This is a genomic window from Halopseudomonas sp. T1L2 (assembly GCF_055397385.1).
Genome location: NZ_AP040865.1, coordinates 3,249,680 through 3,275,051, shown reverse-complemented (window position 1 = coordinate 3,275,051; position 25,372 = coordinate 3,249,680). Strand labels below are relative to the sequence as shown.

General features: G+C 62.5%; 25 protein-coding genes. 16 read left to right on the top strand and 9 right to left on the bottom strand.

The window, feature by feature from the left end:
* Position 1: 1 nt before the first annotated feature.
* Positions 2-1,540 (bottom strand): 2,3-bisphosphoglycerate-independent phosphoglycerate mutase, encoded by a 1,539-nt coding sequence (gene gpmI / locus ACZ5WQ_RS15520; protein WP_464382614.1) that lies wholly within the window; start codon positions 1,538-1,540, stop codon positions 2-4.
* Between the two features lie 159 nt (positions 1,541-1,699).
* Between gpmI and ACZ5WQ_RS15515 the strand changes: the two genes are divergently transcribed.
* From ACZ5WQ_RS15515 to ACZ5WQ_RS15490, 6 genes are all read left to right on the top strand, one after another.
* Positions 1,700-2,122 (top strand): rhodanese-like domain-containing protein, encoded by a 423-nt coding sequence (locus ACZ5WQ_RS15515; RefSeq protein WP_228245743.1) that lies wholly within the window; start codon positions 1,700-1,702, stop codon positions 2,120-2,122.
* 1 nt (position 2,123) lies between these two features.
* Positions 2,124-2,381 (top strand): glutaredoxin 3, encoded by a 258-nt coding sequence (grxC, locus tag ACZ5WQ_RS15510; RefSeq protein WP_228245742.1) that lies wholly within the window; start codon positions 2,124-2,126, stop codon positions 2,379-2,381.
* A gap of 50 nt (positions 2,382-2,431) precedes the next feature.
* A complete protein-coding gene (gene secB, locus ACZ5WQ_RS15505; protein WP_228245741.1) occupies positions 2,432-2,920 on the top strand; it encodes a protein-export chaperone SecB in 489 nt (162 codons plus the stop codon).
* 133 nt (positions 2,921-3,053) lie between these two features.
* The gene (locus tag ACZ5WQ_RS15500) at positions 3,054-3,563 is read left to right on the top strand and encodes a disulfide bond formation protein B (RefSeq protein WP_233048817.1); all 510 of its coding nucleotides are present in this window, start codon (positions 3,054-3,056) and stop codon (positions 3,561-3,563) included.
* A gap of 125 nt (positions 3,564-3,688) precedes the next feature.
* Positions 3,689-4,162, top strand: coding sequence for a sigma D regulator (rsd, locus tag ACZ5WQ_RS15495; RefSeq protein WP_228245739.1), 474 nt, complete (start codon positions 3,689-3,691; stop codon positions 4,160-4,162).
* Between the two features lie 29 nt (positions 4,163-4,191).
* The gene (locus ACZ5WQ_RS15490; RefSeq protein ID WP_228245738.1) at positions 4,192-4,710 is read left to right on the top strand and encodes a hypothetical protein; all 519 of its coding nucleotides are present in this window, start codon (positions 4,192-4,194) and stop codon (positions 4,708-4,710) included.
* Here ACZ5WQ_RS15490 and ACZ5WQ_RS15485 read toward each other — a convergent pair.
* Positions 4,694-5,173, bottom strand: a complete 480-nt coding sequence (locus ACZ5WQ_RS15485) for a TIGR02444 family protein (protein ID WP_228245737.1) — start codon at positions 5,171-5,173, stop codon at positions 4,694-4,696. The two genes, ACZ5WQ_RS15490 and ACZ5WQ_RS15485, sit on opposite strands and share 17 nt — an antisense overlap.
* A 41-nt stretch (positions 5,174-5,214) precedes the next feature.
* Between ACZ5WQ_RS15485 and ACZ5WQ_RS15480 the strand changes: the two genes are divergently transcribed.
* Both ACZ5WQ_RS15480 and ACZ5WQ_RS15475 read left to right on the top strand, forming a co-directional pair.
* Complete coding sequence (locus ACZ5WQ_RS15480) at positions 5,215-7,128, top strand: ATP-binding cassette domain-containing protein (RefSeq protein WP_233048816.1); 1,914 nt, start codon at positions 5,215-5,217, stop codon at positions 7,126-7,128.
* A 13-nt stretch (positions 7,129-7,141) separates the two neighbouring features.
* Positions 7,142-7,588: a YaiI/YqxD family protein gene (locus ACZ5WQ_RS15475; RefSeq protein ID WP_088276194.1), complete on the top strand. Its 447-nt coding sequence runs from the start codon at positions 7,142-7,144 to the stop codon at positions 7,586-7,588.
* A gap of 4 nt (positions 7,589-7,592) precedes the next feature.
* On the opposite strand, the gene ACZ5WQ_RS15470 is transcribed toward ACZ5WQ_RS15475, so the two are convergent.
* Both ACZ5WQ_RS15470 and ACZ5WQ_RS15465 read right to left on the bottom strand, forming a co-directional pair.
* Positions 7,593-9,101, bottom strand: coding sequence for a methyl-accepting chemotaxis protein (locus tag ACZ5WQ_RS15470; RefSeq protein WP_347428615.1), 1,509 nt, complete (start codon positions 9,099-9,101; stop codon positions 7,593-7,595).
* Positions 9,067-9,666 carry a DUF6436 domain-containing protein gene (locus tag ACZ5WQ_RS15465; protein WP_233048814.1) on the bottom strand — a complete coding sequence of 200 codons (600 nt, stop codon included), beginning with the start codon at positions 9,664-9,666 and terminating at the stop codon, positions 9,067-9,069. The genes ACZ5WQ_RS15470 and ACZ5WQ_RS15465 overlap by 35 nt, the downstream gene beginning before the upstream one ends.
* Positions 9,667-9,907: 241 nt before the next feature.
* Between ACZ5WQ_RS15465 and ACZ5WQ_RS15460 the strand changes: the two genes are divergently transcribed.
* From ACZ5WQ_RS15460 to ppk1, 3 genes are all read left to right on the top strand, one after another.
* Positions 9,908-11,140, top strand: coding sequence for a GGDEF domain-containing protein (locus ACZ5WQ_RS15460; RefSeq protein ID WP_464382613.1), 1,233 nt, complete (start codon positions 9,908-9,910; stop codon positions 11,138-11,140).
* 98 nt (positions 11,141-11,238) lie between these two features.
* Positions 11,239-12,201 (top strand): porphobilinogen synthase, encoded by a 963-nt coding sequence (hemB, locus tag ACZ5WQ_RS15455; RefSeq protein ID WP_464383657.1) that lies wholly within the window; start codon positions 11,239-11,241, stop codon positions 12,199-12,201.
* Between the two features lie 16 nt (positions 12,202-12,217).
* Positions 12,218-14,434 carry a polyphosphate kinase 1 gene (ppk1, locus tag ACZ5WQ_RS15450; protein ID WP_464382612.1) on the top strand — a complete coding sequence of 739 codons (2,217 nt, stop codon included), beginning with the start codon at positions 12,218-12,220 and terminating at the stop codon, positions 14,432-14,434.
* Here ppk1 and ppx read toward each other — a convergent pair.
* Positions 14,413-15,918, bottom strand: coding sequence for an exopolyphosphatase (gene ppx / locus ACZ5WQ_RS15445; protein ID WP_088276201.1), 1,506 nt, complete (start codon positions 15,916-15,918; stop codon positions 14,413-14,415). The genes ppk1 and ppx overlap by 22 nt on opposite strands.
* A 151-nt stretch (positions 15,919-16,069) precedes the next feature.
* Between ppx and trxA the strand changes: the two genes are divergently transcribed.
* From trxA to ACZ5WQ_RS15420, 5 genes are all read left to right on the top strand, one after another.
* Positions 16,070-16,396 carry a thioredoxin TrxA gene (gene trxA, locus ACZ5WQ_RS15440; protein WP_088276202.1) on the top strand — a complete coding sequence of 109 codons (327 nt, stop codon included), beginning with the start codon at positions 16,070-16,072 and terminating at the stop codon, positions 16,394-16,396.
* A gap of 213 nt (positions 16,397-16,609) precedes the next feature.
* On the top strand, positions 16,610-17,875 hold the full coding sequence (rho, locus tag ACZ5WQ_RS15435) for a transcription termination factor Rho (RefSeq protein WP_088276203.1): 1,266 nt from the start codon (positions 16,610-16,612) through the stop codon (positions 17,873-17,875).
* Positions 17,876-18,048: 173 nt separating this feature from the next.
* Positions 18,049-19,515, top strand: a complete 1,467-nt coding sequence (gene ubiD, locus ACZ5WQ_RS15430; RefSeq protein WP_088276204.1) for a 4-hydroxy-3-polyprenylbenzoate decarboxylase — start codon at positions 18,049-18,051, stop codon at positions 19,513-19,515.
* Positions 19,515-20,492, top strand: coding sequence for a 2Fe-2S iron-sulfur cluster-binding protein (locus tag ACZ5WQ_RS15425; protein WP_233048811.1), 978 nt, complete (start codon positions 19,515-19,517; stop codon positions 20,490-20,492). The genes ubiD and ACZ5WQ_RS15425 overlap by 1 nt, the downstream gene beginning before the upstream one ends.
* Positions 20,493-20,564: 72 nt before the next feature.
* Positions 20,565-21,299, top strand: a complete 735-nt coding sequence (locus tag ACZ5WQ_RS15420) for a substrate-binding periplasmic protein (RefSeq protein ID WP_269688174.1) — start codon at positions 20,565-20,567, stop codon at positions 21,297-21,299.
* On the opposite strand, the gene ACZ5WQ_RS15415 is transcribed toward ACZ5WQ_RS15420, so the two are convergent.
* The 4 genes from ACZ5WQ_RS15415 to hemC are packed head-to-tail and all read right to left on the bottom strand — an operon-like array spanning position 21,266 to position 25,326.
* Positions 21,266-22,498: a heme biosynthesis HemY N-terminal domain-containing protein gene (locus ACZ5WQ_RS15415; protein WP_269688175.1), complete on the bottom strand. Its 1,233-nt coding sequence runs from the start codon at positions 22,496-22,498 to the stop codon at positions 21,266-21,268. The genes ACZ5WQ_RS15420 and ACZ5WQ_RS15415 overlap by 34 nt on opposite strands.
* Positions 22,491-23,621 (bottom strand): uroporphyrinogen-III C-methyltransferase, encoded by a 1,131-nt coding sequence (locus ACZ5WQ_RS15410; protein WP_464382611.1) that lies wholly within the window; start codon positions 23,619-23,621, stop codon positions 22,491-22,493. Before ACZ5WQ_RS15410 ends, ACZ5WQ_RS15415 begins: the two co-directional genes overlap by 8 nt.
* A gap of 14 nt (positions 23,622-23,635) precedes the next feature.
* Entirely contained in the window at positions 23,636-24,391 is a 756-nt protein-coding gene (locus ACZ5WQ_RS15405; RefSeq protein ID WP_228245727.1) for a uroporphyrinogen-III synthase, read from the bottom strand.
* The gene (gene hemC, locus ACZ5WQ_RS15400) at positions 24,388-25,326 is read right to left on the bottom strand and encodes a hydroxymethylbilane synthase (RefSeq protein WP_228245726.1); all 939 of its coding nucleotides are present in this window, start codon (positions 25,324-25,326) and stop codon (positions 24,388-24,390) included. Before hemC ends, ACZ5WQ_RS15405 begins: the two co-directional genes overlap by 4 nt.
* Between the last annotated feature and the right edge of the window lie 46 nt (positions 25,327-25,372).

Below are 25,372 nucleotides of genomic sequence, written 5' to 3'. Positions count from 1 at the left end.
CTTACTTCACGCTGGTGATGATGCTGCGACCCGTCATCTCGGCCGGTTGCGGCAGGCCGAGCAGGGTCAGCAGGGTTGGTGCAACGTCGGACAGGATGCCGCCGTCACGCAGCTCGACCTGACGCGGGCCGACATAGACGAAGGGCACCGGCTCGCAGGTGTGCGCCGTGTGCGCCTGCCCGGTGTGCTCGTCGGACATCTGTTCGACGTTGCCGTGGTCGGCGGTGATCAGCGCCTCGCCACCGACCTTGGCCAATGCGGTGCTGATACGGTCAATGCAGCTGTCGAGACATTCGACTGCAGCAACTGCCGCGTCGAAGACACCGGTGTGGCCGACCATGTCGCCGTTGGCGTAGTTGACGATGATCACGTCGTAGCGCTGCTGCTCGATGGCCTCGACAATGCGATCGGTCACTTCCGGCGCACTCATCTGCGGCTGCAGGTCGTAGGTCGCAACCTGCGGGGACGGGATCAGGATCCGCTCTTCGCCTTCGAACGGTTCTTCACGGCCGCCGGAGAAGAAGAAGGTCACGTGGGCGTACTTTTCGGTTTCGGCGATACGCAGCTGGGTCTTGCCCTGCTTGGCCAGGTATTCACCCAGCACGTTTTCCAGTGTTGCCGGCGGGTAGGCGCAGGGCGCCGGAATGTCGGCGGCGTACTGCGTCAGCATCACGTAGCCGGCCAGCTTCAGCTCGCGCTGGCGGGCAAAGCCGCTGAAACCCGGCTCAACGAAGGCACGGCTCAGTTCGCGGGCGCGGTCGGCGCGGAAATTCATGAAGATGACAGCGTCACCATCCTCGACCCTGACCGGCGCACCGATAGTGGTGGCCTTGACGAATTCGTCACTCTCGCCGCGCTCGTAGGCGGCAGCCAGACCATCGGCTGCGGTCTGCGCGCCGAACTCGCCGCGACCCTCGGTGATCAGATTGTATGCAGCCTCGACCCGCTCCCAGCGGTTGTCACGATCCATCGCGTAATAGCGGCCGATCAGACTGACGGTGCGACCCTTGCCGAGGCGGGCATAGGTATCTTCCATCATCTGCAGCGAGGGCTCGGCGCTCTTTGGCGGCGTATCCCGACCATCGAGGAAGGCGTGCAGATAGATGTTCTCGGCACCACGGCGGGCCGCCAGCTCGACCATCGCCGCCAACTGCTCTTCATGGCTGTGCACGCCGCCCGGCGACAGCAGCCCCATGACGTGTATTGCGCGACCGGCAGCCACTGCCTTGTCGACCGCTGCGCAGATCACCTGATTGTCGAAGAAGTCGCCGTCCTGAATCGACTTGGTCACGCGGGTGAAGTCCTGATAGACGACACGGCCCGCACCCAGGTTCATGTGGCCAACCTCCGAGTTGCCCATCTGGCCGTCCGGCAGGCCAACATCCATGCCCGAGCCGGATACCAGCGTGTGCGGCGCGCTGGCCCAGAGCTTGTCCCAGACCGGCGTCCTGGCTGCCATGATGGCGTTGGAGTCGGGAGATTCACTGTAACCGAAGCCGTCCAGAATCATCAAAACCACAGGTTTGGGCGCTGCTGTCATGGCAAAAACTCGCGTTGAAAAGATCGGGAAAGGGTACTGCGTGCCTGTCGGCCGCCAACAAGGCCCCCAGTTTACTGGTCGGGCGGCGGCCTGTCATGCTCGGTTCCCGCCAACCTTGGTGTATACTCGCGAGCTTTCAGCGTCCCGGAAGCCAGTTCAATGCAGTTTCTCCAACATCTGATCGAATTCATCGGCAATCACTATCTGCTGACCACCGCCTTTCTTGTCGTGCTCGCCCTCCTGCTGTTCACCGAGGGTCGCAAGTCAGGCAAGGCCCTGACTGCCAGCCAGGCCACCACCCTGATCAACCGGGAACAGGCGGTTGTGATTGACCTGCGCTCAAAGAAGGACTTCAGCGCAGGCCATATCGTCGATTCCATCAACATTCCCTACGACGCGCTCGAAAAACGCATGGGCGAACTGGACAAGCACAAGGGCAAGCCGTTGCTGCTGGTCTGTGCCGCAGGTCAGCACGCAGGCAGCTGCGCCAAGCAGCTCAAAGCTGCCGGACACGAGAACGTCGCCCGCCTGGCAGGCGGTATCTCGGGCTGGCGCGCCGACAACCTTCCATTGGTCAAATAACATGGCAGACGTCGTCATCTACAGCAGCAATTATTGCCCTTTCTGCATGCGCGCCAAGCAGCTGCTGGCCAGCAAGGGCGTGCAGTTCCGCGAGATCTGTGTCGATGGTCAGCCCGCCGTACGCGCCGAGATGACCCGCCTGGCTGGCGGGCGCACGTCGGTTCCGCAGATCTGGATCGGCAACACCCATGTCGGCGGCTGTGATGACCTGGTCGCCGCGCAGCGCTCTGGACAACTGGATGCGCTGCTGGCAGGGTAAGCAGCGCTTTCAACCCGAAAACACAACCATCACTTCAAGGATTTTTCACGATGGCCGAAGAACAGAACAATCAAGCCGCCAACGGCGCACAGGCAGGTCAGCCGCAGTTCAGCCTGCAGCGCATCTACGTCAAGGACCTTTCCTTCGAGTCGCCGAAGTCGCCGGCCGTTTTCCAGAGCCAGTGGAATCCTCACGTCAATCTGGACCTCAATACCCGCAACACCGAGCTGCAGCCGGGTATCTATGAAGTGGTTCTGACCGTCAATGCCACCGTCACCACTGGCGAGAACGAAGTCTGCTTCATCGCTGAAGTACAGCAGGCCGGCATCTTTGCCATCGACGGCCTGGATGAAGCGGCCATGCGTCACACCCTCGGCGCGTTCTGCCCGAACATCCTGTTCCCCTACGCCCGTGAAACCATCGACAACCTGGTACTGCGTGGCAGCTTCCCTCCCCTGATGCTGTCCCCGGTCAACTTCGACGCCCTGTTCGCCCAATCCGAACAGCGTCGTGCCGCCGAGGCCGCAGGCACTGCCTGATCAGCCGCTGCTTGCCGGGCCGCAAAGCCCGGCAAGCACCTCGCATCAATACCGGCAACCACCGGATCTTGTGCGCGCCAAGGCGCATGATCTAAGGTAGGCGTCCGCCCCCCGAACGAAGACGGAATCTCGCATGACCCTGCCGGCCTCTCGCCCTCTCTACCTGCTTGCCCTGATTGTGTCCGCCCTGCTGATGGCAGCCGCTCTTTATCTGGAGCACGTGGTTGGCCTGGAGCCCTGCCCGCTGTGCATCATCCAGCGCATTGCGCTCATCATCGTCGGTCTGATCTGCCTTGCCGCAGTGCTGCATAACCCCGGCCCGAAGAACGGCAAGCGCACCGGCGCACGAACCTACGGCGTTCTGCTGACGCTGGCCAGCCTTTTTGGGGCAGGCACTGCCGGCCGCCAGGTCTGGCTGCAGCACTTGCCACCAGATCAGGTGCCATCATGCATTCTGCCGCTGGACTACATGCTCGAAACCCTGCCCTTCTGGGATGTGCTGAGCCAAGTCTTCAGCGGCACCGCCCAGTGCGCAGAAGTGACCTGGACCTTCCTCGGCCTGAGCATCGCCGAAGGCACCCTGATCGCGTTCATCTGCTTCTCTGTCTTCGGTGTAATGCAGATCCTGCGCAAGGTCGACTGATTGCTGCAGAACCGGCATCAGAAGCCTTGATGCGGCGATACCGACTGGCCTATTCTGATGCCAGCCCGGGATTCATTCACACCCACTAAGTCGGCCAGACCGACACTGCCGAAAAGAGGTGGAAGATGCTGGAAACCTGCAGAACCTCCCAGGAGCGCTGGGGCGGTGTTCACCAGTTGATCGACCGCTGGCTCGCCGAACGCAACCAGCTGATCCTGGACTACACCCAGCTGCGCAAACGCACGCCGGTGCCCGACTCCGCCGACACGGCACTGTCGGCCTTCTGTGACGTGCTGGTCGACTACGTTTCCGCCGGTCATTTCGAAATCTACGAACAGCTGCTGCGTGAAGCACAGGATTTCGACGACCAGCGCGGCATTGAGCTGGCTCATCAGGTCTACCCGCGCATCGAAGCCATTACCCTCGAAGCCGTTGCCTTCAATGATCGCTATGGTCAGGCAGCCAGCATCATCGACGAGACGCAGATGCAACAGCAGCTGGAACAGCTGGGCGGCCTGTTGCATGAACGTTTCGAGCTTGAAGACTGTCTGATCGAAGTACTGCATACCGCTCACAAGGATCTGCTCGGCGCCGTCTGAGCAATCCGCAGACCAAGGAACAGCTGCTCGTGACCAGCACAGACAAGCCAAAAACAGCCGACAGGGTTGCCTCACCTCTGCATCTGCTGAAGACCCTGACACGCACCCTCAACGAACACCTCACCGAGGCCTGCGAGAAAGCGATCAAGGATGCGGGCAAGGCCCTGGAGAAGCTCCAGCGCCAGCAGGAAAAGCTTGAGGACAAACTCAAACAGAGCGAAGCCAGGCTGGCCGAGCGCACCGCCGAGGATCCGAACAAGCCGGCAAGCAAGACGCGCCGCAAGATTGCCGACCTGCGCGCGGCGCTGGAAACGCTTGAGCAATCGCGCAACAACGCCGAGCGCTATATCGCCCAGCTGGAAGCCGATGTGCGTCAGACCCTGCGCCTGGCCAAGGGGCTGGACCGCATCGACGCCCAGGTGACCCAGGCCCTCGACAAGCGCGACGCCCCCAAACCGGCCGCCAAACCGCGCAACCGCCGCGCGCCGACCAGGCGCAAACCCTCGGCAGCCAAGTCTGCAGCTCAGCCCGCTACTGAAGCGAACTGAGCTGACGCTCCAGGCATAGCGCCAGCTGCTCTACCAGCTCGGCGCGACGCCCGTCCATCTGCCCGATGCAGCCCGCCGCAAGGCACTGCTGCAGCCCGGCTGCGGTCAACTCGCTGCGCTCAAGCCAGACAGCCAGGCGCGCCAACTGACTCAGTTCTGCCTCGACCTCCGCCTGCTTGGCTATCTGATACAGCGCCTGAGACTGGGGGTCGCCGGCGAGACCGCGACGAGCCTCACGCGCCGGCAGAATAACCGCATCCCGCCACGCTGCCTGCTGCAGATGCAGCGCCTGCCATTGCGGCGCCGGCAGTGCGCGCCGCTGCAGCCAGAGCCAGATAGTCAGCAACAGAAGCAGCACGTCTTCGTCGCATTCGTCCTGCAACGCCAGCAGCAGAGGCGCTGCACCCGGCCTGGCATACAGCCACTGCGCCCATTGCGGCAAGCCGATGGTTGTCTTACTCATTGTGCTTCTCCCGCCTTGCGGCGCTGATATACTCCCGCCCCATGATAAGCATCGACTCCCTTACCCTGCAGCGCGGCCCCCTGCGACTGCTTGAACACGCCAACCTCACCCTGCATGCCGGCCAGAAAGTCGGCCTGCTGGGGACCAATGGTGCCGGCAAATCCAGTCTGTTCGCCCTGTTGCGCGGCCAGATCGAACCCGACGCCGGCAGCTGCAGCGTACCGGCCGACTGGCGTATCGCCCACATGCAGCAGGAAGTCAGCGCGCTGGACCGCAACGCGGTCGACTATGTGCTCGACGGCGACCAGCGCCTGCGCGATATCCAGCGACGGCTGGCCGAAGCCGAGCGCCTGGAGCAGGCCGAGCAACTCGGCGCACTATACGCCGAACTGGAAAGCCACGGTGGCTTCAGCGCCGACAGCCGCGCGCGTACCCTGCTGGCCGGCCTGGGGTTCACGACCGAACAATGCAGCCGCCGCGTCGGCGACTTCTCCGGCGGCTGGCGGATGCGCCTGAACCTGGCGCAGGCGCTGATGTGCCCCTCCGACCTGCTGCTGCTCGACGAACCGACCAACCACCTGGACCTGGACGCCATCCTCTGGCTGGAAGACTGGCTGCGCAACTACCCCGGCACCCTGCTGCTGATCTCCCACGACCGCGACTTCCTGGATGCGGTAGTTGAGCACATCGTGCACTTTGAAAACCGTGCACTGCACCTGTACCGCGGCGGTTTCAGCCAGTTCGAGCGTACCCGCGCAGAGCGCCTGGCACAGCAGCAGTCAGCCTTCGAGAAGCAGCAGGCCGAGCGCGAGCACATGCAGAGCTACATTGCCCGCTTTCGAGCCAAGGCCAGCAAGGCCAAACAGGCACAAAGCCGCCTGAAGGCGCTTGAGCGGATGGAAGAACTGAGTCCGGCGCACATCGACTCGCCCTTCTCGTTCAGCTTCCGTGAGGCCAGTAACCAGTCAACCCCGCTGCTCGATCTGCATCAGGGCACCCTTGGCTACGATGGAACGGCGATTCTCGAGCAGGTCAAACTGCAGCTCGCACCGGGCGCGCGTATCGGCCTGCTGGGGCCCAACGGCGCCGGCAAGTCTACCCTGATCAAATCACTGGCCGGCAGCCTGCCGCTGCTTGGCGGCGAACTGAAAACCGGCGAACATCTGGCCATCGGCTACTTTGCCCAGCACCAGCTCGACAGCCTCGACCCGCAAGCCAGCCCGCTACTGCATCTGGCACGCCTGGCACCGGATGAGCGCGAGCAGGTACTGCGCAACTTCCTCGGCGGCTTTGACTTCAAGGGCGACCGCATCGAAGAACCGGTGCTGAATTTTTCCGGCGGCGAGAAGGCCCGTCTGGCACTGGCGCTGATTGCCTGGCAACGCCCCAACCTGCTGCTGCTGGACGAGCCAACCAACCACCTCGACATGGAAATGCGTCACGCGCTGACCGTAGCCCTGCAGGCCTTTGAAGGGGCCATGCTGCTGGTCTCCCACGACCGCGCCCTGATCCGCGAGACTACCGACGAGCTCTGGCTGGTCGCCGATGGGCGTGTGCGCAGCTATGAAGAAGACCTCGACAGCTACACCCGCTGGCTGGCGCAGTTCCGCCAGCAACAGGCCGCGGCGGCGGCCCCGGAAGCCAGCTCAGGTGCGCCCAAGGTAGACGCCAAGGCCCAGCGCCGCGCCGCGGCCGAACAGCGCCAACTGCTGGCGCCGCTGAAAAAGGCCGCAGAAAAGCTGGAGAAGGAACTGAACAAGGTCAGCGACCTGAACGCCGAGGTGGAGAACGCGCTGGCCGACAGCAGCCTGTACGAGGCTGCCAGCAAAGACAGGCTAAAGGAGCTGCTGAACCGTCAGGCCGAGTATCGCCAGCAGATCGCCCAACTGGAAGAAGACTGGCTGATGGCTCAGGAAGAGCTCGAAGCCCTGCAACAGGAACTCGGCAACAGCTGAGCGAGGAGCCCGCATGACCCTCTGGATCGACGCCGACGCCTGCCCCAGGCCAGTACGTGACGTTACCGTCAAGGCCGCCCGACGCAAGCAGATCGAACTGGTACTGGTGGCCAACAGCGCCCAGCAACTGCCGCCGGGCCCCGGCATACGCCAGGTAACAGTAGCCGCCGGCGCCGACGCTGCCGACCATTACATCATCGAGCACTCACGACCCGGCGACCTGGTGGTCACAGCCGACATCCCACTGGCTGCCGGCCTGGTCGACCGCGGCGTCACCGCCATCAACCCCCGGGGCCAGATCTACGACAAGGGCAGCATCGGCGAGCGCCTGGCGGTGCGCAACCTGATGGACGAGCTGCGCGGCGCCGGTCTGGCCGGCCGCAGCGGCCCGGCACCTTACAGTGATAAGGACAAGCAGGCCTTCGCCAATGCGCTGGACCGCCTGATCGCCAGGCTCTGAGACCTCAGCGGCCGGTCCGGAACTGAGCCGCATCGCGCATCAGCACCACACGCACCTTCTCCAGCTCGGCGGACAGGCGATCCAGCTCGACCGCTTCGGCGGTGTTGGCCAGCGCAACGGCTTCGACCTCGTGCAAATGGGTAGCGACATCTTCGCCGACCGCCGACTGCTCCTCCGTCGCAGTAGCGATCTGCGCGTTGCGCCCGACGATACTGGCGATCTCGCTGACAATGCCGGCAAGAATCTCGGTACTGCTTTGCGTTACCTGCAGACAACGATGCACCGAGGTGCGACTCTGCTCCATCGCACTGCGGGCCGACTCCGAGGCCTGCTGCAGACGGGAGATGAAGTCCTGGATCTCGCTGGTCGACTGCGCCGTGCGCTGCGACAGGTTGCGCACCTCGTCGGCCACCACGGCAAACCCGCGGCCCTGATCACCGGCGCGCGCGGCCTCGATGGCGGCATTGAGCGCCAGCAGGTTGGTTTGCTCGGCGACACCCTTGATCACATCAACCACCTGGTCGATATCGATGGCGAGCTGCGCCGCACCATCGACCGCCTCGCCGGTTTGCGCGATGTTATTCTCCAGTGACGCCACCTCGCGGGCAATTTCCTGCATCGCCGCATGGCCGTCCTGGGCACGCTTGTCAGCCTCACTGGAGGCCCGCGCCGCATCGGCCGCATTGCGCGCGACGTCGGCAGTCGCCTGGCTCAGCTCCAGCATGGCCTGCACCATATACCGCGTCTTGTCCTGCTGCTGCTCCGAGCCCTGACGCAGGTCACTGGCGCCCTTGCTGACCGAGCTGCCGAGCTGCCCAAGTTGCTGCATGCTGGCGCTCAAACCGGAGACCATATTTTCCAGGGTATCGAGCAGGGCATTGAAAGAATCAAGCATGGGCGAGCGCATATTGGCCCGACAGGTGAGATCCACGCCGCTGCCGTCACCAATCATCCGGGCGACGGTCTGCCCCATGACTTCGCCTTCGCGAGCCTCATTGAAGGACATGCGTGCCAGATACACCAGCACGCCCGCTTCGATGATGACGTATCCGGCGTGCACCATTACCAGCCCGAAGGTCACGCCCTGAGCCAGCCACACCCCGGCTTCCTGCATCTGCAACACATAAAACGCCAGGTGATGAACGGCAATGACGATGGTGGCTACGACGATCGGTCGCCAGTCGCGATAGATGATCAGGAACGCCAGCAGCACGAAGATCGAAAAGTGCATCTCCAGCGTGCCCTGCGCCTGGTTGATGTGCAGCGCCGCCATGACCATAAACGCAGCAGCGACAAAACAGCGGAACAGCAAACTGCCGCGGATCAGCGCGTAAAGGATATGGGCCAGCAGCACCGTTCCGCCACCAACCAGCATTGCCTGCAACCAGGTGCCGTGCCAGGCGGCAAGCCCCAGCGCACCCAGCAGACAAAGCCAGAGTACGCCGAGCATGGCGCGATCGGCATGCAGGTAGTGCGCTTCAAGGGTCAGACTTTCGGGAACCGGTTTCGACATCGGCAGAGCTCTCCACGACAGGCAGATCACATAGACAGGCAACGGCGTCCTGCCGGGTGATGTTCACCTTGCGCCCCGCCAGCAAAGCCTGAACAACCGGCTCCACAAAACTGCTGTCGGCACTGCAGTGCGCTCCATCGCTGTAAGGTCCAACATAGGCCAGACTTCCGTCCGCTGCCCAGATGGCAATAGACGGCGCGCCCGGCCAACCGGACCATGCTTGAGGTATCGGCCAGTAAGGCAGGTTACTCAAGCCGGCCGGCATACCACTCGTCGGATACTGTCCGGAGCGGGCGAAACGCACGCCCTGCTCCGCGAAGCGTCTGGTCATTTCCTCAACATAGGCCTCGTGGCCGGCGCTGCAGGGGCAGCTTGACTGCCAGACATGCACCACCTGCACCTGCCCGGGAGCAAACGGCGGCGCCACCTGCTCGGCCTGAAAGAAAACAGGTCGCTCAAATGCCTTGATATAGCGCCCCTCAAACCACCAGTAGGCCCACACCAGACCAGCCAGCCAGACAAGCAACGCAACTCCGACAAGCACTCTGCGCAGCCAGATATTCATCTCCGATTAACCCCGCAATTCGATACGGCATTGTGCCACAACCACCTCACAGCAATACCGGGTGCGGCATTCTGACCTGATCAGGATTTGTGCAAACCCGACCACATCTGTGCGGCCTCGGCGTTGGCAGCGCGCCGGTGATGATTTAACGTCTGCCGTAACGGTGGCCGGATATGGCCCCGCTCCCCGTCACGGACGAAACAGCGCTGACGACCTGCCAAGGTCGAGGATGAGTGCGCACATGCTGGCTGATCTGGATATCAAGACCCTCACCGTCACCCTGACGGTCGTTACCCTGGCTGTAACCCTGCTGCTCGCTCTGGCAGCCTGGCAGGCACCTGCCGAACGCGGCGTGCGGCAATGGGCTCTGGGCAATGCATCGCTGATGCTTGGCCTGCTGCTGAATATCAATCAGGACCGTATCCCGCACGGGCTGTCGATTATTCTGGCCAACGGTCTGATGACCCTGGGGCTCGGGCTGGTATGGCTGGGCCTGCGTCAATTTCGCAGCCGCACCCAGCCGCAATGGGCGCCGATAGCGGTCAGTCTGATCACCATGCTGCTGCTTTGGGTGTTCCGCTATCAGATCGACAACCTGACAGTACGCTATGCCATCAGTTCGCTGGTGCTGGGCGGATTCTGCCTGCTCTGCGCAACCGAGCTGCTGGTTGCCGAACGGCCGCCGATGCGCACCGCCAGTTGGTTCAGCGGGATCATCGCACTGACCTACGGATTCATCCTGGTTGCCCGACCGGCAGCCTCGCTGACCGGCTGGAACGGCCCAAACGACCTGCTCGGCGGGCCGCTTCAACTGATTACGGTGCTTGGCGCAATGGCCGCACAAATCGGCATGGCCTGCGGCCTGATTCTGATGACCCACTACAGCCACCTCGACAGCCTGCGCAGGCTGTCGGAACTCGACCCGCTGACCGAAACGCTGAACCGACGCAGCCTGCTGCTGCAGGCGGAACAACTGCTGCGGCGCATGGCGGCGAGCAACGAGCCTCTTACGCTGATCATGCTGGACGCAGATCACTTCAAGCATATTAACGACGAATTCGGTCACCAGATCGGTGACGAAGTGCTCTGTCATCTGGTCAACCGGGTTCGCCTGCTGCTGCGCGGCCGGGATCTGCTCGGGCGCTTCGGCGGCGAGGAGTTCATCGTCGTGCTTCCAGGGCTCGACAGTGTCGACGCCGGCCAGGTAGCCGAGCGCATCAGACAGTCGATCTGCCAGCATGACGGACAGTCCCTGCAACGGCCAATCCATCTGAGCGTCAGCCTTGGAGTAGCCTGTTCCGAACATCACGGTTATGATTTCAACACGCTGCTCGGCGCTGCCGATGCCGCGCTCTACCGTGCCAAGGCGCTTGGACGCAATCGCGTCGAGCTGGCACCTGGTCCTGATGGTGCCCCACAGGAGCAGGTTGCCCTGCGCCTGTTGTCACATTTCCGTCACAATCTGGACGTATAACGTCAATCAGACAGGTGCACAGCGGCCCGCACCCCCCTGGAGTCCCCGTGAGTTATTCCCCTGTTCAGCGCCCCTTCCCATTCAGCCGTCCCCGTCGCATGCGCAAGGATGACTTTTCCCGCCGCATGATGCGTGAAAACACCCTGACCGCAGACGACCTGATCTATCCGGTGTTTGTCCTGGAGGGCGAGCAACAGCGCGAAGCCATTGCCTCCATGCCCGGCATCGAGCGGCTGTCGATCGATCTGTTGCTGGAGGAAGCCGCCGAGCTGGTGGAGCTGGGCATCCCGGCCATCGCCCTGTTCCCGGTCACGCCGCTGGAGAAGAAATCGCTGGACGGCGCCGAAGCCTGGAATCCCGACGGCCTGGCACAGCGCGCGGTGCGCGCCCTCAAGGCTCGCTTCCCGGAGCTGGGCGTCATCACCGACGTCGCCCTGGACCCGTTTACCACCCACGGACAGGACGGCATCATCGACGACAACGGCTATGTGATGAACGATGTCACGGTCGAAGCGCTGGTCAAGCAGACCCTGTCCCACGCCGAGGCCGGCGCCGACATCGTTGCCCCGTCGGACATGATGGACGGACGGGTTGGCGCCATGCGCGAGGCGCTGGAAGCCGCAGGTCACATCCACACCCGTATCCTTGCCTACTCCGCCAAGTACGCCAGTGCCTACTACGGGCCATTCCGTGATGCGGTCGGCTCCGCCGGCAACCTTGGCAAGGGCAACAAGTCGACCTACCAGATGGACCCGGCCAACAGCGACGAGGCACTGCACGAGATCGCCATGGATCTGTCCGAAGGGGCTGACATGGTGATGGTAAAGCCCGGCATGCCGTATCTGGATGTGGTGTACCGGGTGAAAGACACCTTCAAGGTACCCACCTTCGTCTATCAGGTCAGTGGCGAGTACGCCATGCACTGCGCCGCCATCAACAACGGCTGGCTCAGCGAAGCGGTGATTCTGGAGTCGCTGACCGCCTTCAAACGTGCAGGAGCCGACGGCATCCTGACCTATTTTGCCAAAACCGCGGCGCGTCAGTTACGCAGCCGTCAGTAGCTGCACAGAGGAAGCCATGTCAGAGCTCAACAGCACCCGTGATACCAGCAAGGACGATATCGCGCCGCCAGCCGAAACCAGCGCACGCAGTGATCTGGTTACCCGTCCGGCGCAGCTCAGCGAAAAGGTGGTCGAAGTCACCCCGGTTCCCGATCTGAACGCGCCCGAGCTCTACATTCATCGCGAACTGTCGCAACTGCAGTTCAATATCCGCGTGCTCGAACAGGCGCTGGACGAATCCTATCCGCTGCTTGAGCGGCTGAAGTTTCTGCTGATCTTTTCCAGCAACCTGGACGAGTTCTTCGAGATCCGCGTTGCCGGTCTGAAGAAGCAAATTACCTTTGCCCGCGAACAAACCGGCCCAGACGGGCTGCAACCGCAGCAGGTACTGAGCAAGATCAGCGAGACCGCGCACTATCAGGTCAGCCGCCAGTACAGCATCCTCAATGACATTCTGCTGCCGCAGCTGAATGAGAAGGGCATCCGCTTCCTGCGCCGCTATCAGTGGACGCACAAGCAGACCCTGTGGATTCGCCGCTTCTTCCGCCAGCAGGTCGCGCCGATCATCAGCCCGATCGGGCTGGACCCGACGCATCCCTTCCCACTGCTGGTGAACAAGAGCCTGAACTTTATCGTTCAGCTCGACGGCATCGACTCCTTCGGTCGCGACTCCGGCATGGCGATCATTCCTGCGCCGCGCTCGCTGCCGCGCCTGATTCGCCTGCCCGACGAGCTCTGTGATGGTGGCGACAACTTCGTGTTCCTGTCGTCAATGATCCACGCCCATGCCGACGAACTGTTCCCCGGCATGAAAGTCCTCGGCTGCTACCAGTTCCGTCTGACACGCAACGCCGACCTGATTGTTGATCCGGAAGAAGTCGACGATCTGGCACGTGCGCTGCGCGGCGAGCTACTGTCGCGCCGTTACGGCGATGCAGTACGCCTGGAGGTTGCCGACAACTGTCCGAAGCCGCTGACCGATTTTCTGCTGCGCCAATTCGGCCTGACAGAAGCGGAGCTGTACGAGGTCAACGGTCCGGTCAACCTGACCCGGCTGTTCTCGATCACCGGCCTGGAAAATCACCCGCAGCTGCAGTTCCCGCCATTCAGCCCGGGGCTGCCGCGGGCGCTGTCCGGCGCTGACAACCTGTTCCAGGCCATCAGCAAGCAGGACATCCTGCTGCAGCATCCCTATGAGTCATTTTCACCGGTCGTCGACCTGCTGCGCCAGGCGGCCCAGGATACGAACGTGCTGGCGATCAAGCAGACCCTGTATCGCACCGGTGCCAACTCCGAAATCGTCAACGCGCTGGTCGATGCCGCCCGTAACGGCAAGGAAGTGACCGTGGTGATCGAGCTGCGGGCGCGTTTCGACGAAGAGTCCAACCTGCAGCTGGCGAGCCGTCTGCAGCAGGCTGGGGCGGTAGTGATCTATGGAGTGGTCGGCTTCAAGACCCACGCCAAGATGATGCTGATCCTGCGCCGCGAAGAGCGCAACCTGAAACGCTATGTGCACCTCGGCACCGGCAACTACCACGCAGGCAATGCGCGGCTGTACACCGACTACAGCATCCTGACCTCTGACGTGGCGCTGACCGAAGACGTGCACAAGCTGTTCAACCAGCTGATCGGCATGGGCAAGACCCAGCGCATGAAGAAACTGCTGCAGGCGCCTTTCACACTGAAGAAACGCCTGCTGGAACTGATCAATCGGGAAACCCTCAACGCCCAGGCCGGCAAGCCCGCGCATATCATCGCCAAGGCCAACTCGCTGACCGATGCCAAGGTGATCAAGGCGCTCTACAAGGCATCCCAGTGCGGCGTGAAAGTCGACCTGATTATCCGCGGCATGTGCTGTCTGCGCCCGGGCATTCCCGGCGTATCACACAACATAACCGTGCGTTCGATCATCGGCCGCTTCCTGGAGCACAGCCGGGTCTACTACTTCCTCAACGACGGCCAGGAACAGGTCTGGATGTCCAGTGCCGACATGATGGAACGCAATCTCGACAAGCGGGTCGAGACCTGCTTCCCGCTTGAGGGCAAGAAGCTGATCACCCGCGCCAAGCAGGAGCTGCAGGTCTTTCTGACCGACAATACCCGCAGCTGGATTCTGCAACCTGACGGCTCCTACGTGCTGAGCTCACCAAGCGGCAACCAGATTCCCCGCAGCGCCCAGGCAACGCTGCTGGAGAAACTGGCCAACTCGTCTCAGCGAACCGTCAACCTGTAACCAGCCTTGGCCCAGTACTGCGCTTCGCGTTCGAAGTCAGCCTGGGTCAGCGGGTTCTGCTCCAGCCAGCCGTCAGGGAAGGTGACGGCCAGCGCGTCCTGACTGGCCTCGACCGCCATTTCCGGCATGTCCTGATAACCGCGGATATGGTGATAGAGAATCGCCAGCCGCAGAATCATGCACAAGCGCAGCAGGTTGACCGCCTCATCACCGAATTCGGCCAGCCGGTCGGCGCTTGGCATATTGCGCCGGTGCCCGCGCACCAGCAGTGCCAGCGCCTGCTGGTCCTGGCGCGAAAACCCGGGCAGATCGGAGTGCTCGATCAGATAGGCGCCGTGCTTGTGGTACTGGCTGTGGGCGATATCCAGCCCGATTTCATAGACCCGCGCCGCCCAGGTCAGCAATGGTGCCTGCTTGCTGGCGACCAGTTGCCAGGCGTCATCCACCTTGCCCAGCAGTTTCTGGGCCTTGGCCTCGACGCGGGCGGCCTGTTCCAGGTCAACGTGATAGCGCTCCATCAGCGCGCTCAGCGTGCGCTCACGCACATCCTCATGGCTATGGCGCCCCAGCAGGTCGTAGAGCACCCCCTCACGCAGGGCGCCCTCGGAGTGGTGCATGGATTCCACTCCGAGGGCGTCGAACAGCGCTTCCAGAATGGCCAGTCCAGCCGGCAGGATCGGCTGGCGATCCGCCTTCAGCCCCGGCATATCCAGCTTGTCGACGTGGGCTGCCTTGAGCAGTCTCCGCTTGAGCCACTGCAGCCCTTCGCGGGTTACCTCTCCCTGGCCGCGACCGCCGGCCTGAATGCACTGACCAACCGCACGAATGGTGCCCGAGGCGCCCACCGCCTCGCTCCAGCCCAGGCGCTGAATGGCCTGTTCAATATTCATCAGTTCGAGGCGGGCCGCGGTGTAGGCCTGGCTGTAGCGGGCGGCGGTAATCTTGCCGTCGGAAAAAAACTGGCGAGTGAAGGATACGCACCCAACGCTCAAGCTCTCACGCAGCAACGGCTCAAAGCGCTCGCCAACAATGAACTCGGTACTGCCACCACCGATGTCGACCACCAGGCGCTTGCCTTCGTCGTCAGCCAGGGTGTGGGATACGCCCAGAAAGATAAGCCGCGCTTCCTCACGGCCGGAGATCACCTCCACCCGGTGCCCGAGCACCTGTTGAACCTGACGAATGAACTGGCCACGGTTGCGCGCCTCGCGAAGGGCGTTGGTCCCGACGATCCGTACCGCACCCTGTGGCAGACCATTGATCAGTTGGGCGAAGCGGCGCAGGCAATCCAACCCGCGCTGCATGGCTTCGTCACTGAGCATGTTGTCGTCATCGAGTCCGGCGGCCAGCTGCACCTTTTCACCCAGCCGCTCGAGGATCCGTATCTCCCCCTGATCAACCCGCGCCAACACCATGTGAAAGCTGTTGGAGCCCAGATCAATTGCGGCTACCAGCGAAAAATCATTCGGCTGTGCGTCTGCCATGCACTCTTCCTGTCAGGTCTGAATTGGTTCGATTCTAGCACCTGCTCGATGACAATTGCCTGCACAACGGTACTGATCATCGCCTTTCGCAGCCGTATAGGGTGGTGCTATGATTCGGCAATTCCGCCTTTTTATCCCTCTGGAGAAACACATGAGCGATCTGATTGTGCACGTCACTGACAGCAGCTTCGAAGACGAAGTGCTCAAGTCCGATACCCCTGTTCTGGTTGATTACTGGGCAGAGTGGTGTGGTCCCTGCAAAATGATCGCCCCGGTACTGGACGAAATTGCCAAGGACTACAGCGGCAAGTTGAAGATCTGCAAACTGAATATCGACGAAAACGCAGAAACCGCACCAAAGTACGGCGTGCGGGGCATTCCGACGCTGATGCTGTTCAAGGACGGCAACGTTGAGGCCACCAAGGTCGGCGCCCTGTCCAAGTCGCAGCTGGCAGCCTTCCTCGACAGCAACATCTGATGTATCAAGCCCTGGCGAATCCCGCCGGGGCTTTTTTTGCACCCGCAATGCTGGACGTCACCGGCCGGCGGTGCTAGATTTGGCTTCCAACGCCCTGACGCACCCTGCGCAGCGGCTTCTCAAAACACACCGCAGCCAAGCTGATCGCCCCATGTTCCATGGCGGCCGAAAAGAACCTTTCCTGCCGAAACCCTTACATCACTCTCCGAACCTATGAACCTGACCGACCTCAAACAAAAACCTATTACCGAACTGTTGGAAATCGCCAACCAGATGGGCCTCGAAAACATGGGCCGATCGCGAAAACAGGATGTGATTTTCGGCATCCTGAAAAAGCACGCCAAGGGCGGTGAAGACATTCTCGGTGACGGCGTTCTGGAGATTCTGCAGGACGGCTTCGGCTTCCTTCGCTCGGCTGACTCGTCCTATCTGGCCGGCCCGGACGACATCTACGTCTCGCCCAGCCAGATCCGCCGTTTCAACCTGCGTACCGGTGATACCATTTCCGGCAAGATTCGCCCGCCAAAAGACGGCGAGCGCTACTTTGCCCTGCTGAAGGTTGATTCGATCAACTTCGACAAGCCGGAAAACACCAAGAACAAGATCCTGTTCGAAAACCTTACCCCGCTGTTCCCCGATGAGCGCCTGGTCATGGAGGCCGGCAACGGTTCCACCGAAGACCTGATGGCCCGCATCATCGATCTCTGCGCCCCGATCGGCAAAGGTCAGCGTGGCCTGCTGGTTGCACCGCCGAAGGCCGGTAAGACGCTGATGCTGCAGAACATCGCTTCGAACATCGCCCGCAACAACCCCGAGTGCCACCTGATCGTTCTGCTGATCGACGAGCGCCCGGAAGAAGTAACCGAAATGCAGCGCACCGTGCGCGGCGAAGTGGTTGCCTCCACCTTCGACGAGCCGCCGGCCCGTCACGTTCAGGTTGCCGAAATGGTGATCGAGAAGGCCAAGCGCCTGGTTGAACACAAGAAAGACGTGATCATTCTGCTCGACTCCATCACCCGTCTGGCCCGCGCCTACAACACCGTGATCCCGAGCTCCGGCAAGGTGCTGACCGGTGGTGTTGACGCCCACGCCCTGGAGAAGCCCAAGCGCTTCTTTGGCGCCGCGCGCAACATCGAAGAAGGCGGCAGCCTGACCATCATCGCCACCGCGCTGGTCGACACCGGCTCGAAGATGGACGAGGTGATCTACGAGGAGTTCAAGGGCACCGGCAACATGGAGATCCACCTGGATCGCAAGATTGCCGAGAAGCGCACCTTCCCGGCCATCAACATCAATCGTTCCGGCACCCGTCGCGAAGAGCTGCTGACCAGCGAAGACGAACTGCAGCGCATGTGGATTCTGCGCAAGATTCTGCATTCGATGGACGAGATCGCGGCGATCGAGTTCCTGCTGGACCGTCTGAAAGATACCAAGACCAACGACGAGTTCTTCCTGTCGATGAAGCGCAGCAAGAATTAAAGCGACAAGCTGAAAGCCACAAGCTGCAAGCAGTCCGCTGTAGCTGGTCGCTTTCAGCAGGTCAGGCCGCCTAGGCGGCCTGACTGTCAACCCACTGTGCTTCTGACCAAACACCACAGGCTGCGGCATACCACGCACTGCTTGCAGCTTGAAGCTTGAGGCTTGAAGCTCAAATGCAATATTCCGATCTACGCGATTTCATCAAGGGCCTGGAACAGCGCGGCGAACTCAAGCGCATCCAGACTCCCATCTCTCCCGTGCTGGAGATGACCGAAGTCTGCGACCGCACCCTGCGCAAGGGTGGCCCTGCCCTGTTGTTTGAAAATCCCACCGGTTTCGACATGCCGGTACTCGGCAACCTGTTCGGTACGCCCGAACGCGTCGCCATGGGCATGGGCGCCGAAAGCATCAGCGAGCTGCGAGAAATCGGCAAGCTGCTGGCCTTTTTGAAGGAACCCGATCCGCCAAAAGGTCTGAAAGACGCCTGGTCCAAGCTGCCGATCTTCAAGAAGGTCATCAACATGGCGCCCAAGGTCGTCAAGGATGCCCCCTGTCAGGCGCAGGTATTCGAGGGCGACGACGTCGACCTCGGGCGCATTCCGGTGCAGACCTGCTGGCCCGGCGACGCCGGCCCGCTGATCACATGGGGGCTGGTGGTCACCCGTGGCCCGCACAAGGAACGGCAGAACCTGGGCATCTATCGCCAGCAGGTGATTGGCCGCAACAAGGTCATCATGCGCTGGCTGAGCCATCGTGGTGGCGCACTGGACTTCCATGAGTGGCAAAAGGCCCACCCGGGCGAGCCGTTCCCGGTTGCCGTGGTGCTGGGCGCCGACCCGGCCACCATTCTCGGTGCCGTGACCCCGGTGCCAGACAGTCTGTCCGAATACGCCTTTGCAGGCCTGCTGCGCGGCCAGCGCACCGAGCTGATCAAGTGTCGCGGCTCAAACCTGCAGGTTCCCTCGAGCGCCGAGATCGTGCTGGAAGGGGTCATCCATCCGGGCGAAATGGCTGACGAAGGTCCGTTTGGCGACCACACCGGGTACTACAACGAAGTGGATCGCTTCCCGGTGTTTACCGTTGAACGCATTACCCAGCGCGAGAAGCCGATCTACCACAGCACCTACACTGGCCGGCCGCCGGATGAGCCGGCGGTGCTGGGCGTGGCGCTGAATGAGGTTTTTGTGCCACTGCTGCAGAAGCAGTTTCCCGAGATAACCGACTTCTACCTGCCGCCGGAAGGCTGCTCCTACCGCATGGCGGTGGTGTCGATGAAGAAACAGTATCCGGGCCATGCCAAGCGCGTGATGCTCGGCGTCTGGAGCTTCCTGCGTCAGTTCATGTACACCAAGTATGTAATCGTGGTGGACGATGACATCAACATCCGCGACTGGAACGACATTATCTGGGCCATCACCACCCGCATGGACCCCAAACGCGATACCGTGATGATCGACAATACACCGATCGACTACCTCGATTTCGCCTCACCGGTCTCCGGTCTCGGCAGCAAAATGGGGATGGATGCCACCAACAAGTGGCCGGGGGAAACTACCCGCGAGTGGGGCGTGGCGATTGAACAGGACGCGCAGGTACGTCAGCGCGTGGACGCACTCTGGGCAGAGCTGGGTATTGATTGATGAGAATCACACTGGAGCCGGGCGGCCTGGACCTGGAGACCGCACCAGGCGAAACCATTCTGGATGCAGCGCGCCGCGAGGGATTTGATGCGCCCAATAGTTGCCGCAACGGCAACTGCCATGTCTGCGAAGCGGTATTGCTGCATGGCCGCGTGAAACTGCCGGACAGCCGTGAGGCCGGCCCGGGCGAAGAGATATTCACCTGCGTGGCCGAGCCGCTGGAAGACTGTGCGCTGCATTGGGAAGGGATCCTGGCGCCCGGCCAACTACCCGTGCGCAAACTGGCCTGCCAGGTGGTTGAATGCAGCCCGATTGGCGGCGACGTCTGGCGGGTGCGCTTGCGCACGCCGGCTGGCAAACCCCTGCGTTATCACCCAGGTCAGTATCTGCTGCTGGAGCGCGACGGCGCAGAACCTGCAGCCTTTTCCATTGCCTCCGCGCCCAGCGAAGAGCGCATGCTAGAGCTGCATATCCTTACCCGCGACCCGGTCACCCAGGCAGTCATCGACTATCTGCAGCAACACAAGGTGGCACGCATCCAGGCGCCCTTCGGCGAGGCATGCCTGTCGGAGCTGCCGGATCAGCCACTGGTACTGATTGCCGCCGGCACCGGACTGGCCCAGATGCAGAGCATCGTTGAACAATGTCTGCAGCAGGGATTTGCCCACGCGATCCATCTCTACTGGGGCGTGCGCCACAGTGATGACCTGTATGAGGCTCCACACTGGCAACGCTGGCAGCAGGCACCTAACCTGTACCTGCACAGAGTCATCAGCGACCAGCCGGACTGGCCGGAGCGTCAGGGAATGCTGCACCAGGCAGTTTGTGAGGATATCGCCGATCTGGCCGACTACCGCTTTATTGTCAGCGGCTCCCCTGCCATGGTCTACGGGACACTGGACGCGCTGGTGGCTTCCGGCATGCCGGAAGATCACATGCTCGCCGATGCCTTCGCCTACGCTCCACGTCAGCCCTGACGGCACATGACAGCGGTTGTCCGGCGGCCTAGACTGAACGCCATCAGACACCGCTGAGATCAGGGAGGTCCCATGCGAACTGCCAAGCTGAGAGCATCGCTGCTGAGTCTGCCATTGCTCTGCACCCCCGCCGGAGCGATGGAGCTGAGCAGCCTGGAGTGGCCACCCTACAGCGGCGCGGAGCTGCCGGAGCAGGGAACCCTGTCGCACCTGTTGCATCAGGCACTGGCGACACAGAATGAACCCCTGCTGATCCACTTCCAGCCCTGGAGCAGAGCCATCCGATCGGCAACAACCGAGCCGGAGATCGTGGGCTATTTCCCCCGCTACTTCGCCAATGACAACCTGTGTCTCTACTCCGACAGCATTGGCACCAGCCGCGTCGGCCTGGCAGTTCGCAGTGATATATCTGTGCGCTGGGACAAGCTGGAGGACTTGGCGCAGTACCGAATCGGCGTGGTACGCGGCTATCGCAACGCGCCCGAGTTCGATGCTCTGGTGGCCGAAGGCACGCTCAAGGTCAAGGAAGCCGCCAGCGACGAACTGAATCTCCTGAAGCTGGTGTACGGCAGACTGGATGCAGCAGTCATCGATGAGCAGGTCATGCACTACTGGATGGCCCATGACCCTCAGCTGCGCCAGAGTGCAGACAAGCTGGCGTTTGCACCTCAACTGCTGGCCGAGCCGACCATGCACGTTTGCTTCACCCCGGGTGAGGCGGGAGAGCAGGCCCGCTTGCAGCTCAACCGGGGCCTGCAACAGGTCGCACAGCCTCAGGCGTCAGGCAACGGTAACGTCGGCAGGTGATCTTCCAGCATTTCGAAGCCGTCCCGAATGGTCCGCTGAGCTCCTGCGCTATCCCCCATGCGATCAAGCAGGCGAGCCAGCTCGGCGCAGGTCTGGATATCCCGGCGGCTGGCGAAGCTCGCTTCCAGATAATCACGGGCCTTACCCCACAGACTGTTCCGCTGGGCCAGCCGTCCCGCCGCCAGCAGCAGCGTTGCGTTATGCGGGTGCTTGAGTAGCCATTGCTCGGCATTGGCCAGCTGACGCGCGCAGTCCTTGCCCCTGACCAGCCCATAGAGGTTCGCAAGGCGCTCGTCGAACTGCTGCAACAAGGCAGCTCGCAGCACCTGCTCGGCCATTTCCTCACGACTATGCCCGCGCAACTGCAAGGCATAGGCTTCGATAAGCTCGGGATCCTCACGCAGCCGGGTCGGCATCCGCTCCCAGGCAGCAATGACCAGACTGGCAGGGTCGCTATCGGCGGCTGCCAGACGCTGGCCAGCCTGCGCCAGCAACGCGGCATGCACCCGGCGCTCCAGCGCCTGCAGTTCGTCCTCGCGCAACGCATTCTGCCTGCGCAACTCCGGCAGCAGTTCCAGCAGACGCGCCCAGTCCTCCAGTCGCAAATAGACCTGGCTCATCAACTTGAGCGCGTAGAGGTGCTTGGGGTGATCCTTGCGCAGGCGAGTGAGCGTCGCCAGCGCCTGCTCGAACTGGCCACGGACCATCTGCAGCTGCGCCTGGGTCACCGCAATGGCGACATCGGCCTCGGGGGTAACCTCATAGGCTTCACGCAGCAGCGCGTCGGACTCGGCATAGTCTTCCAGTTCGTTGGCAGCCCGGGCAGCAGCAAGATAGTTGATCAACGGCAGTTCGGAGTGTGGGGCAGATCGCTTGAGCAGGCGCACGGCCTGCTTCCAGTGCCCTTCGGCAAATTCCAGCAGCCCGCGGGTAGCCAGCGCACTGGCGCGCTGCTGCAGGTTGCGGCGCGACCACGGGTTGATCCGGCGACCAGACGCCGTCAGCAAACGCCAGAGCGAGCGCGCAAGCCAGAGCAACAGCCAGCACGCCAACAGAAAGCCGATACCGACCCAGATGCTGGTCTCGATCGACACATTGCGCCAGGCAATCAGCAGGTATCCCGGGTCCTCGGCGATCGCCATGCCGAGCAATGCGGCGACCAGTACGACCGCCAGGATGGCCACATAGCTTTTACTCATCGGCAGGCTCCTCCGCCTGCGGCGCCCCGCGCGACTGCAGGTAGTTGGCCAGACTTTGCTGCAGCGGTGTCAGATCCGGCGGCGACAGGCTGACTGCACGCTCACGCAGCCCCTGCAACTGGGCCTGCATGGCTTGCACTCTTGGGTTCTCCAGCTCGAAGTACTGGGCCAGCAATTTTTCCACCTGCGTAAGACTGGCCTGATAGACCTCTTCCTCTCCCCTGAGCGCGGCCCACTGGGCCTGTTCCAGGGTCAGCTGCAGCGTACGACGAACCCGCTGCAGCTCCGCATCATCAAGCAGCGGAGTGATGACCTTGCCACGCTGGAAATCGACCCGCACGTAACGCTCAAGACGCATCAGCACACGATCCCAGCGATCACGGCGCTGCAGGCGATCGGCGTATTCCTCTTCGGTGCTGAGCTCATCGGGATCAAATTCGGGTACCGGTAATGCAGCCAGCGTCTCGGCCTGATCACGCAGGGCACCAAGGCGCAGGAACACGCCGGCACGATCCAGTTCGGGCAAGCTTTCCAGCTCGGCCTGATAACTGGCCAGTTGTTCGCGGACGCCATACAGGCCGCTGTCAGGCATCGACTTCAGAATGCCGTCGACAGTTCCCAGTAATTCGCGCGCGGCGGCGACATCCTGCACCGCCAGCAGCCGGAGCGAGGCCAGGCGCAGCAGATACTGTGCCTCGGCCAGTTTCCATTCGTCACGGCCATCACCCTGCAGGACTTTCAAGCGGTCAGCCAGCGCCTGCTGACCACGCTGCATTTCGGCGATCAACCTCTGTGCCGCCGCCCAGTCGCTGCCCTGTGGCACGCCATCAAGGCGCTGATCAAGACGGGCATTGGCGCTGGCGAGCTGACTCGCCTGCTGCGCCAGCAAATCAAGCTGGGCCTGCTGTTGCTGGCGGGCCTGCTGCCATTGCCAGCCGGACAGTCCCAGAGCAGCGGCAGCCAGCAAAAGCGCCAGCAAACTCACCCCGCGGCCGCCTCCACCAGAGCGCGCCGGTTTACGGCTGGCTGCAGGGTTCGGCTTGCCCGGCTCGGCCTTGTCGACTTCGGGCTTGGCCACACTCGGCGGCTGTTCGGTCTTGTTATTCGCTTCGCTCGGTTCCACACGCATCCCCTTTGTCATCCCGACGAGCCAGTCAGCACGGCCTCGACCAGCGCGGCATCATCCGCACCTCGACAGGTTACTACATCTGTACAACCCCAGGCGGCGGCCTGCGCCGCAATCCGCTCACTCGGCACCCAGCAGCGCCAGTGGCGCTGCTGCTCCCAGTGCGCTCCGGCGGCCACGCGCCAGTTGCTCAAGGCCTGCACGCTGAGCACGATCAACCGGTCCACCCGCGGAGCTACAGCTGCCAGCTCGGCTGGCAGCGACTCCGGCGCGCTGCGCGCGTAAAGCGGCAGATAGTGCACCGTACCACCGGCGGCGCGAATCCGGTCGGCCAAATGCTCACGTCCGTCCTCGCCGCGCCAGATCAGCACACGCAGATCCGGCCGGGCAAAGTGTGCCTGCCACAACGGCATGGCGAGCAATGCCTCGCTGTCCTGCCCCTGCGCCGGACACTGCGCCGCAAGCCCGTAATCGCGCAGCACCTGCGCGGTTCCTGCGCCAACCGCCAGCCAGTCGATACCAACCGGTGGCTGAGGCCAGTAGCGGTCGAGCCGCTCCAGACCCAACCGGGCTGCGGTCGGACTGACCACAACCACCGCGTGATAGCGATCCAGGTCAAGCATGTACTGGCGCTCGACCGGCCCTTCCTCGCAGGGCCGCAGCTCGAGCAACGGCACGCTGCAGGTCTCGACGCCTTCGGCTGCAAAACGTGCAGCCAATCGCTGATTGTCCGCCGCCTGACGGGTCAGCAGCAAACACCCGCTCACCGCGCAGGCGCCTCCTCGTATACGGCGTCCAGAATAGCCTGTGCACCCTGCGCCAGCAGGTCCTCGGCGACCGAAATGCCGAGTGTCTCCGGATCGCTTTCCGCGCCACGCGCCTCGGCCCGCAGCAGGCGCTGACCATCCGGATCGCCAACCAGTCCGCGCAGCCATAGCTGGCCATTCTCGCGCTCGGCATAACAGGCAATCGGCACCTGGCAGCCACCGTTCAGGCGGGTATTGAGCGCTCGCTCGGCGCGCACACGCAGGGCACTATCCTCATCATTCAGCTTGAGCAGCAGTGCCTGCAGCTCGATATCGTCACTGCGGCACTCGATGCCGACCGCGCCCTGCCCACCCGCTGGCAGGCTCTCCTCAGGCGGCATCGAATAGCGAATACGCTCGCCAAAGCCAAGACGCACCAGACCCGCCGTAGCCAGAATGATCGCGTCATATTCACCGGCATCCAGTTTGGCCAGGCGCGTATTCACATTGCCGCGCAGGAAACGGATCTGCAGATCAGGTCGACGCGCCATGATCTGCGCCTGACGGCGCAGACTGGATGTACCGACGACGCTGCCGGCAGGCAGGCTGTCGAGATGATCGAAGTTGTTGGAGACAAAGGCGTCGCGAGGGTCTTCACGCTCGCAGATGGCATACAGCCCGAGGCCTTCAGGGAACTGCATCGGCACATCCTTCATGGAGTGCACGGCCAGATCCGCCTCGTCGTTCAGCATGGCGGTTTCCAGCTCCTTGACGAACAGGCCCTTGCCGCCGATCTTGGCCAGCGGCGAGTCCAGCAACTGGTCGCCACGGCTGACCATCGGAACCAGACTGACGCTGAGCGCCGGGTCAAGCTGTTCGAGACGCGCCTTAACATACTCGGCCTGCCACAGGGCCAGGGCGCTCTTTCGGGTGGCAATTCGCAGATGTCGACTCATGGGACTCTCGCTTCAAACCAGGTCGCATCATACGCCATGGTCAGGC

Coding starts and splice junctions, on each gene's coding strand:
- gpmI (WP_464382614.1), bottom strand. CDS start 1,540: ATGACAGCAGCGCCCAAACCTGTGGTTTTGATGATTCTGGACGGCTTC.
- ACZ5WQ_RS15515 (WP_228245743.1), top strand. CDS start 1,700: ATGCAGTTTCTCCAACATCTGATCGAATTCATCGGCAATCACTATCTG.
- grxC (WP_228245742.1), top strand. CDS start 2,124: ATGGCAGACGTCGTCATCTACAGCAGCAATTATTGCCCTTTCTGCATG.
- secB (WP_228245741.1), top strand. CDS start 2,432: ATGGCCGAAGAACAGAACAATCAAGCCGCCAACGGCGCACAGGCAGGT.
- ACZ5WQ_RS15500 (WP_233048817.1), top strand. CDS start 3,054: ATGACCCTGCCGGCCTCTCGCCCTCTCTACCTGCTTGCCCTGATTGTG.
- rsd (WP_228245739.1), top strand. CDS start 3,689: ATGCTGGAAACCTGCAGAACCTCCCAGGAGCGCTGGGGCGGTGTTCAC.
- ACZ5WQ_RS15485 (WP_228245737.1), bottom strand. CDS start 5,173: ATGAGTAAGACAACCATCGGCTTGCCGCAATGGGCGCAGTGGCTGTAT.
- ACZ5WQ_RS15480 (WP_233048816.1), top strand. CDS start 5,215: ATGATAAGCATCGACTCCCTTACCCTGCAGCGCGGCCCCCTGCGACTG.
- ACZ5WQ_RS15475 (WP_088276194.1), top strand. CDS start 7,142: ATGACCCTCTGGATCGACGCCGACGCCTGCCCCAGGCCAGTACGTGAC.
- ACZ5WQ_RS15470 (WP_347428615.1), bottom strand. CDS start 9,101: ATGTCGAAACCGGTTCCCGAAAGTCTGACCCTTGAAGCGCACTACCTG.
- ACZ5WQ_RS15465 (WP_233048814.1), bottom strand. CDS start 9,666: ATGAATATCTGGCTGCGCAGAGTGCTTGTCGGAGTTGCGTTGCTTGTC.
- ACZ5WQ_RS15460 (WP_464382613.1), top strand. CDS start 9,908: ATGCTGGCTGATCTGGATATCAAGACCCTCACCGTCACCCTGACGGTC.
- hemB (WP_464383657.1), top strand. CDS start 11,239: ATGCGCAAGGATGACTTTTCCCGCCGCATGATGCGTGAAAACACCCTG.
- ppk1 (WP_464382612.1), top strand. CDS start 12,218: ATGTCAGAGCTCAACAGCACCCGTGATACCAGCAAGGACGATATCGCG.
- ppx (WP_088276201.1), bottom strand. CDS start 15,918: ATGGCAGACGCACAGCCGAATGATTTTTCGCTGGTAGCCGCAATTGAT.
- trxA (WP_088276202.1), top strand. CDS start 16,070: ATGAGCGATCTGATTGTGCACGTCACTGACAGCAGCTTCGAAGACGAA.
- rho (WP_088276203.1), top strand. CDS start 16,610: ATGAACCTGACCGACCTCAAACAAAAACCTATTACCGAACTGTTGGAA.
- ubiD (WP_088276204.1), top strand. CDS start 18,049: ATGCAATATTCCGATCTACGCGATTTCATCAAGGGCCTGGAACAGCGC.
- ACZ5WQ_RS15425 (WP_233048811.1), top strand. CDS start 19,515: ATGAGAATCACACTGGAGCCGGGCGGCCTGGACCTGGAGACCGCACCA.
- ACZ5WQ_RS15420 (WP_269688174.1), top strand. CDS start 20,565: ATGCGAACTGCCAAGCTGAGAGCATCGCTGCTGAGTCTGCCATTGCTC.
- ACZ5WQ_RS15415 (WP_269688175.1), bottom strand. CDS start 22,498: ATGAGTAAAAGCTATGTGGCCATCCTGGCGGTCGTACTGGTCGCCGCA.
- hemC (WP_228245726.1), bottom strand. CDS start 25,326: ATGAGTCGACATCTGCGAATTGCCACCCGAAAGAGCGCCCTGGCCCTG.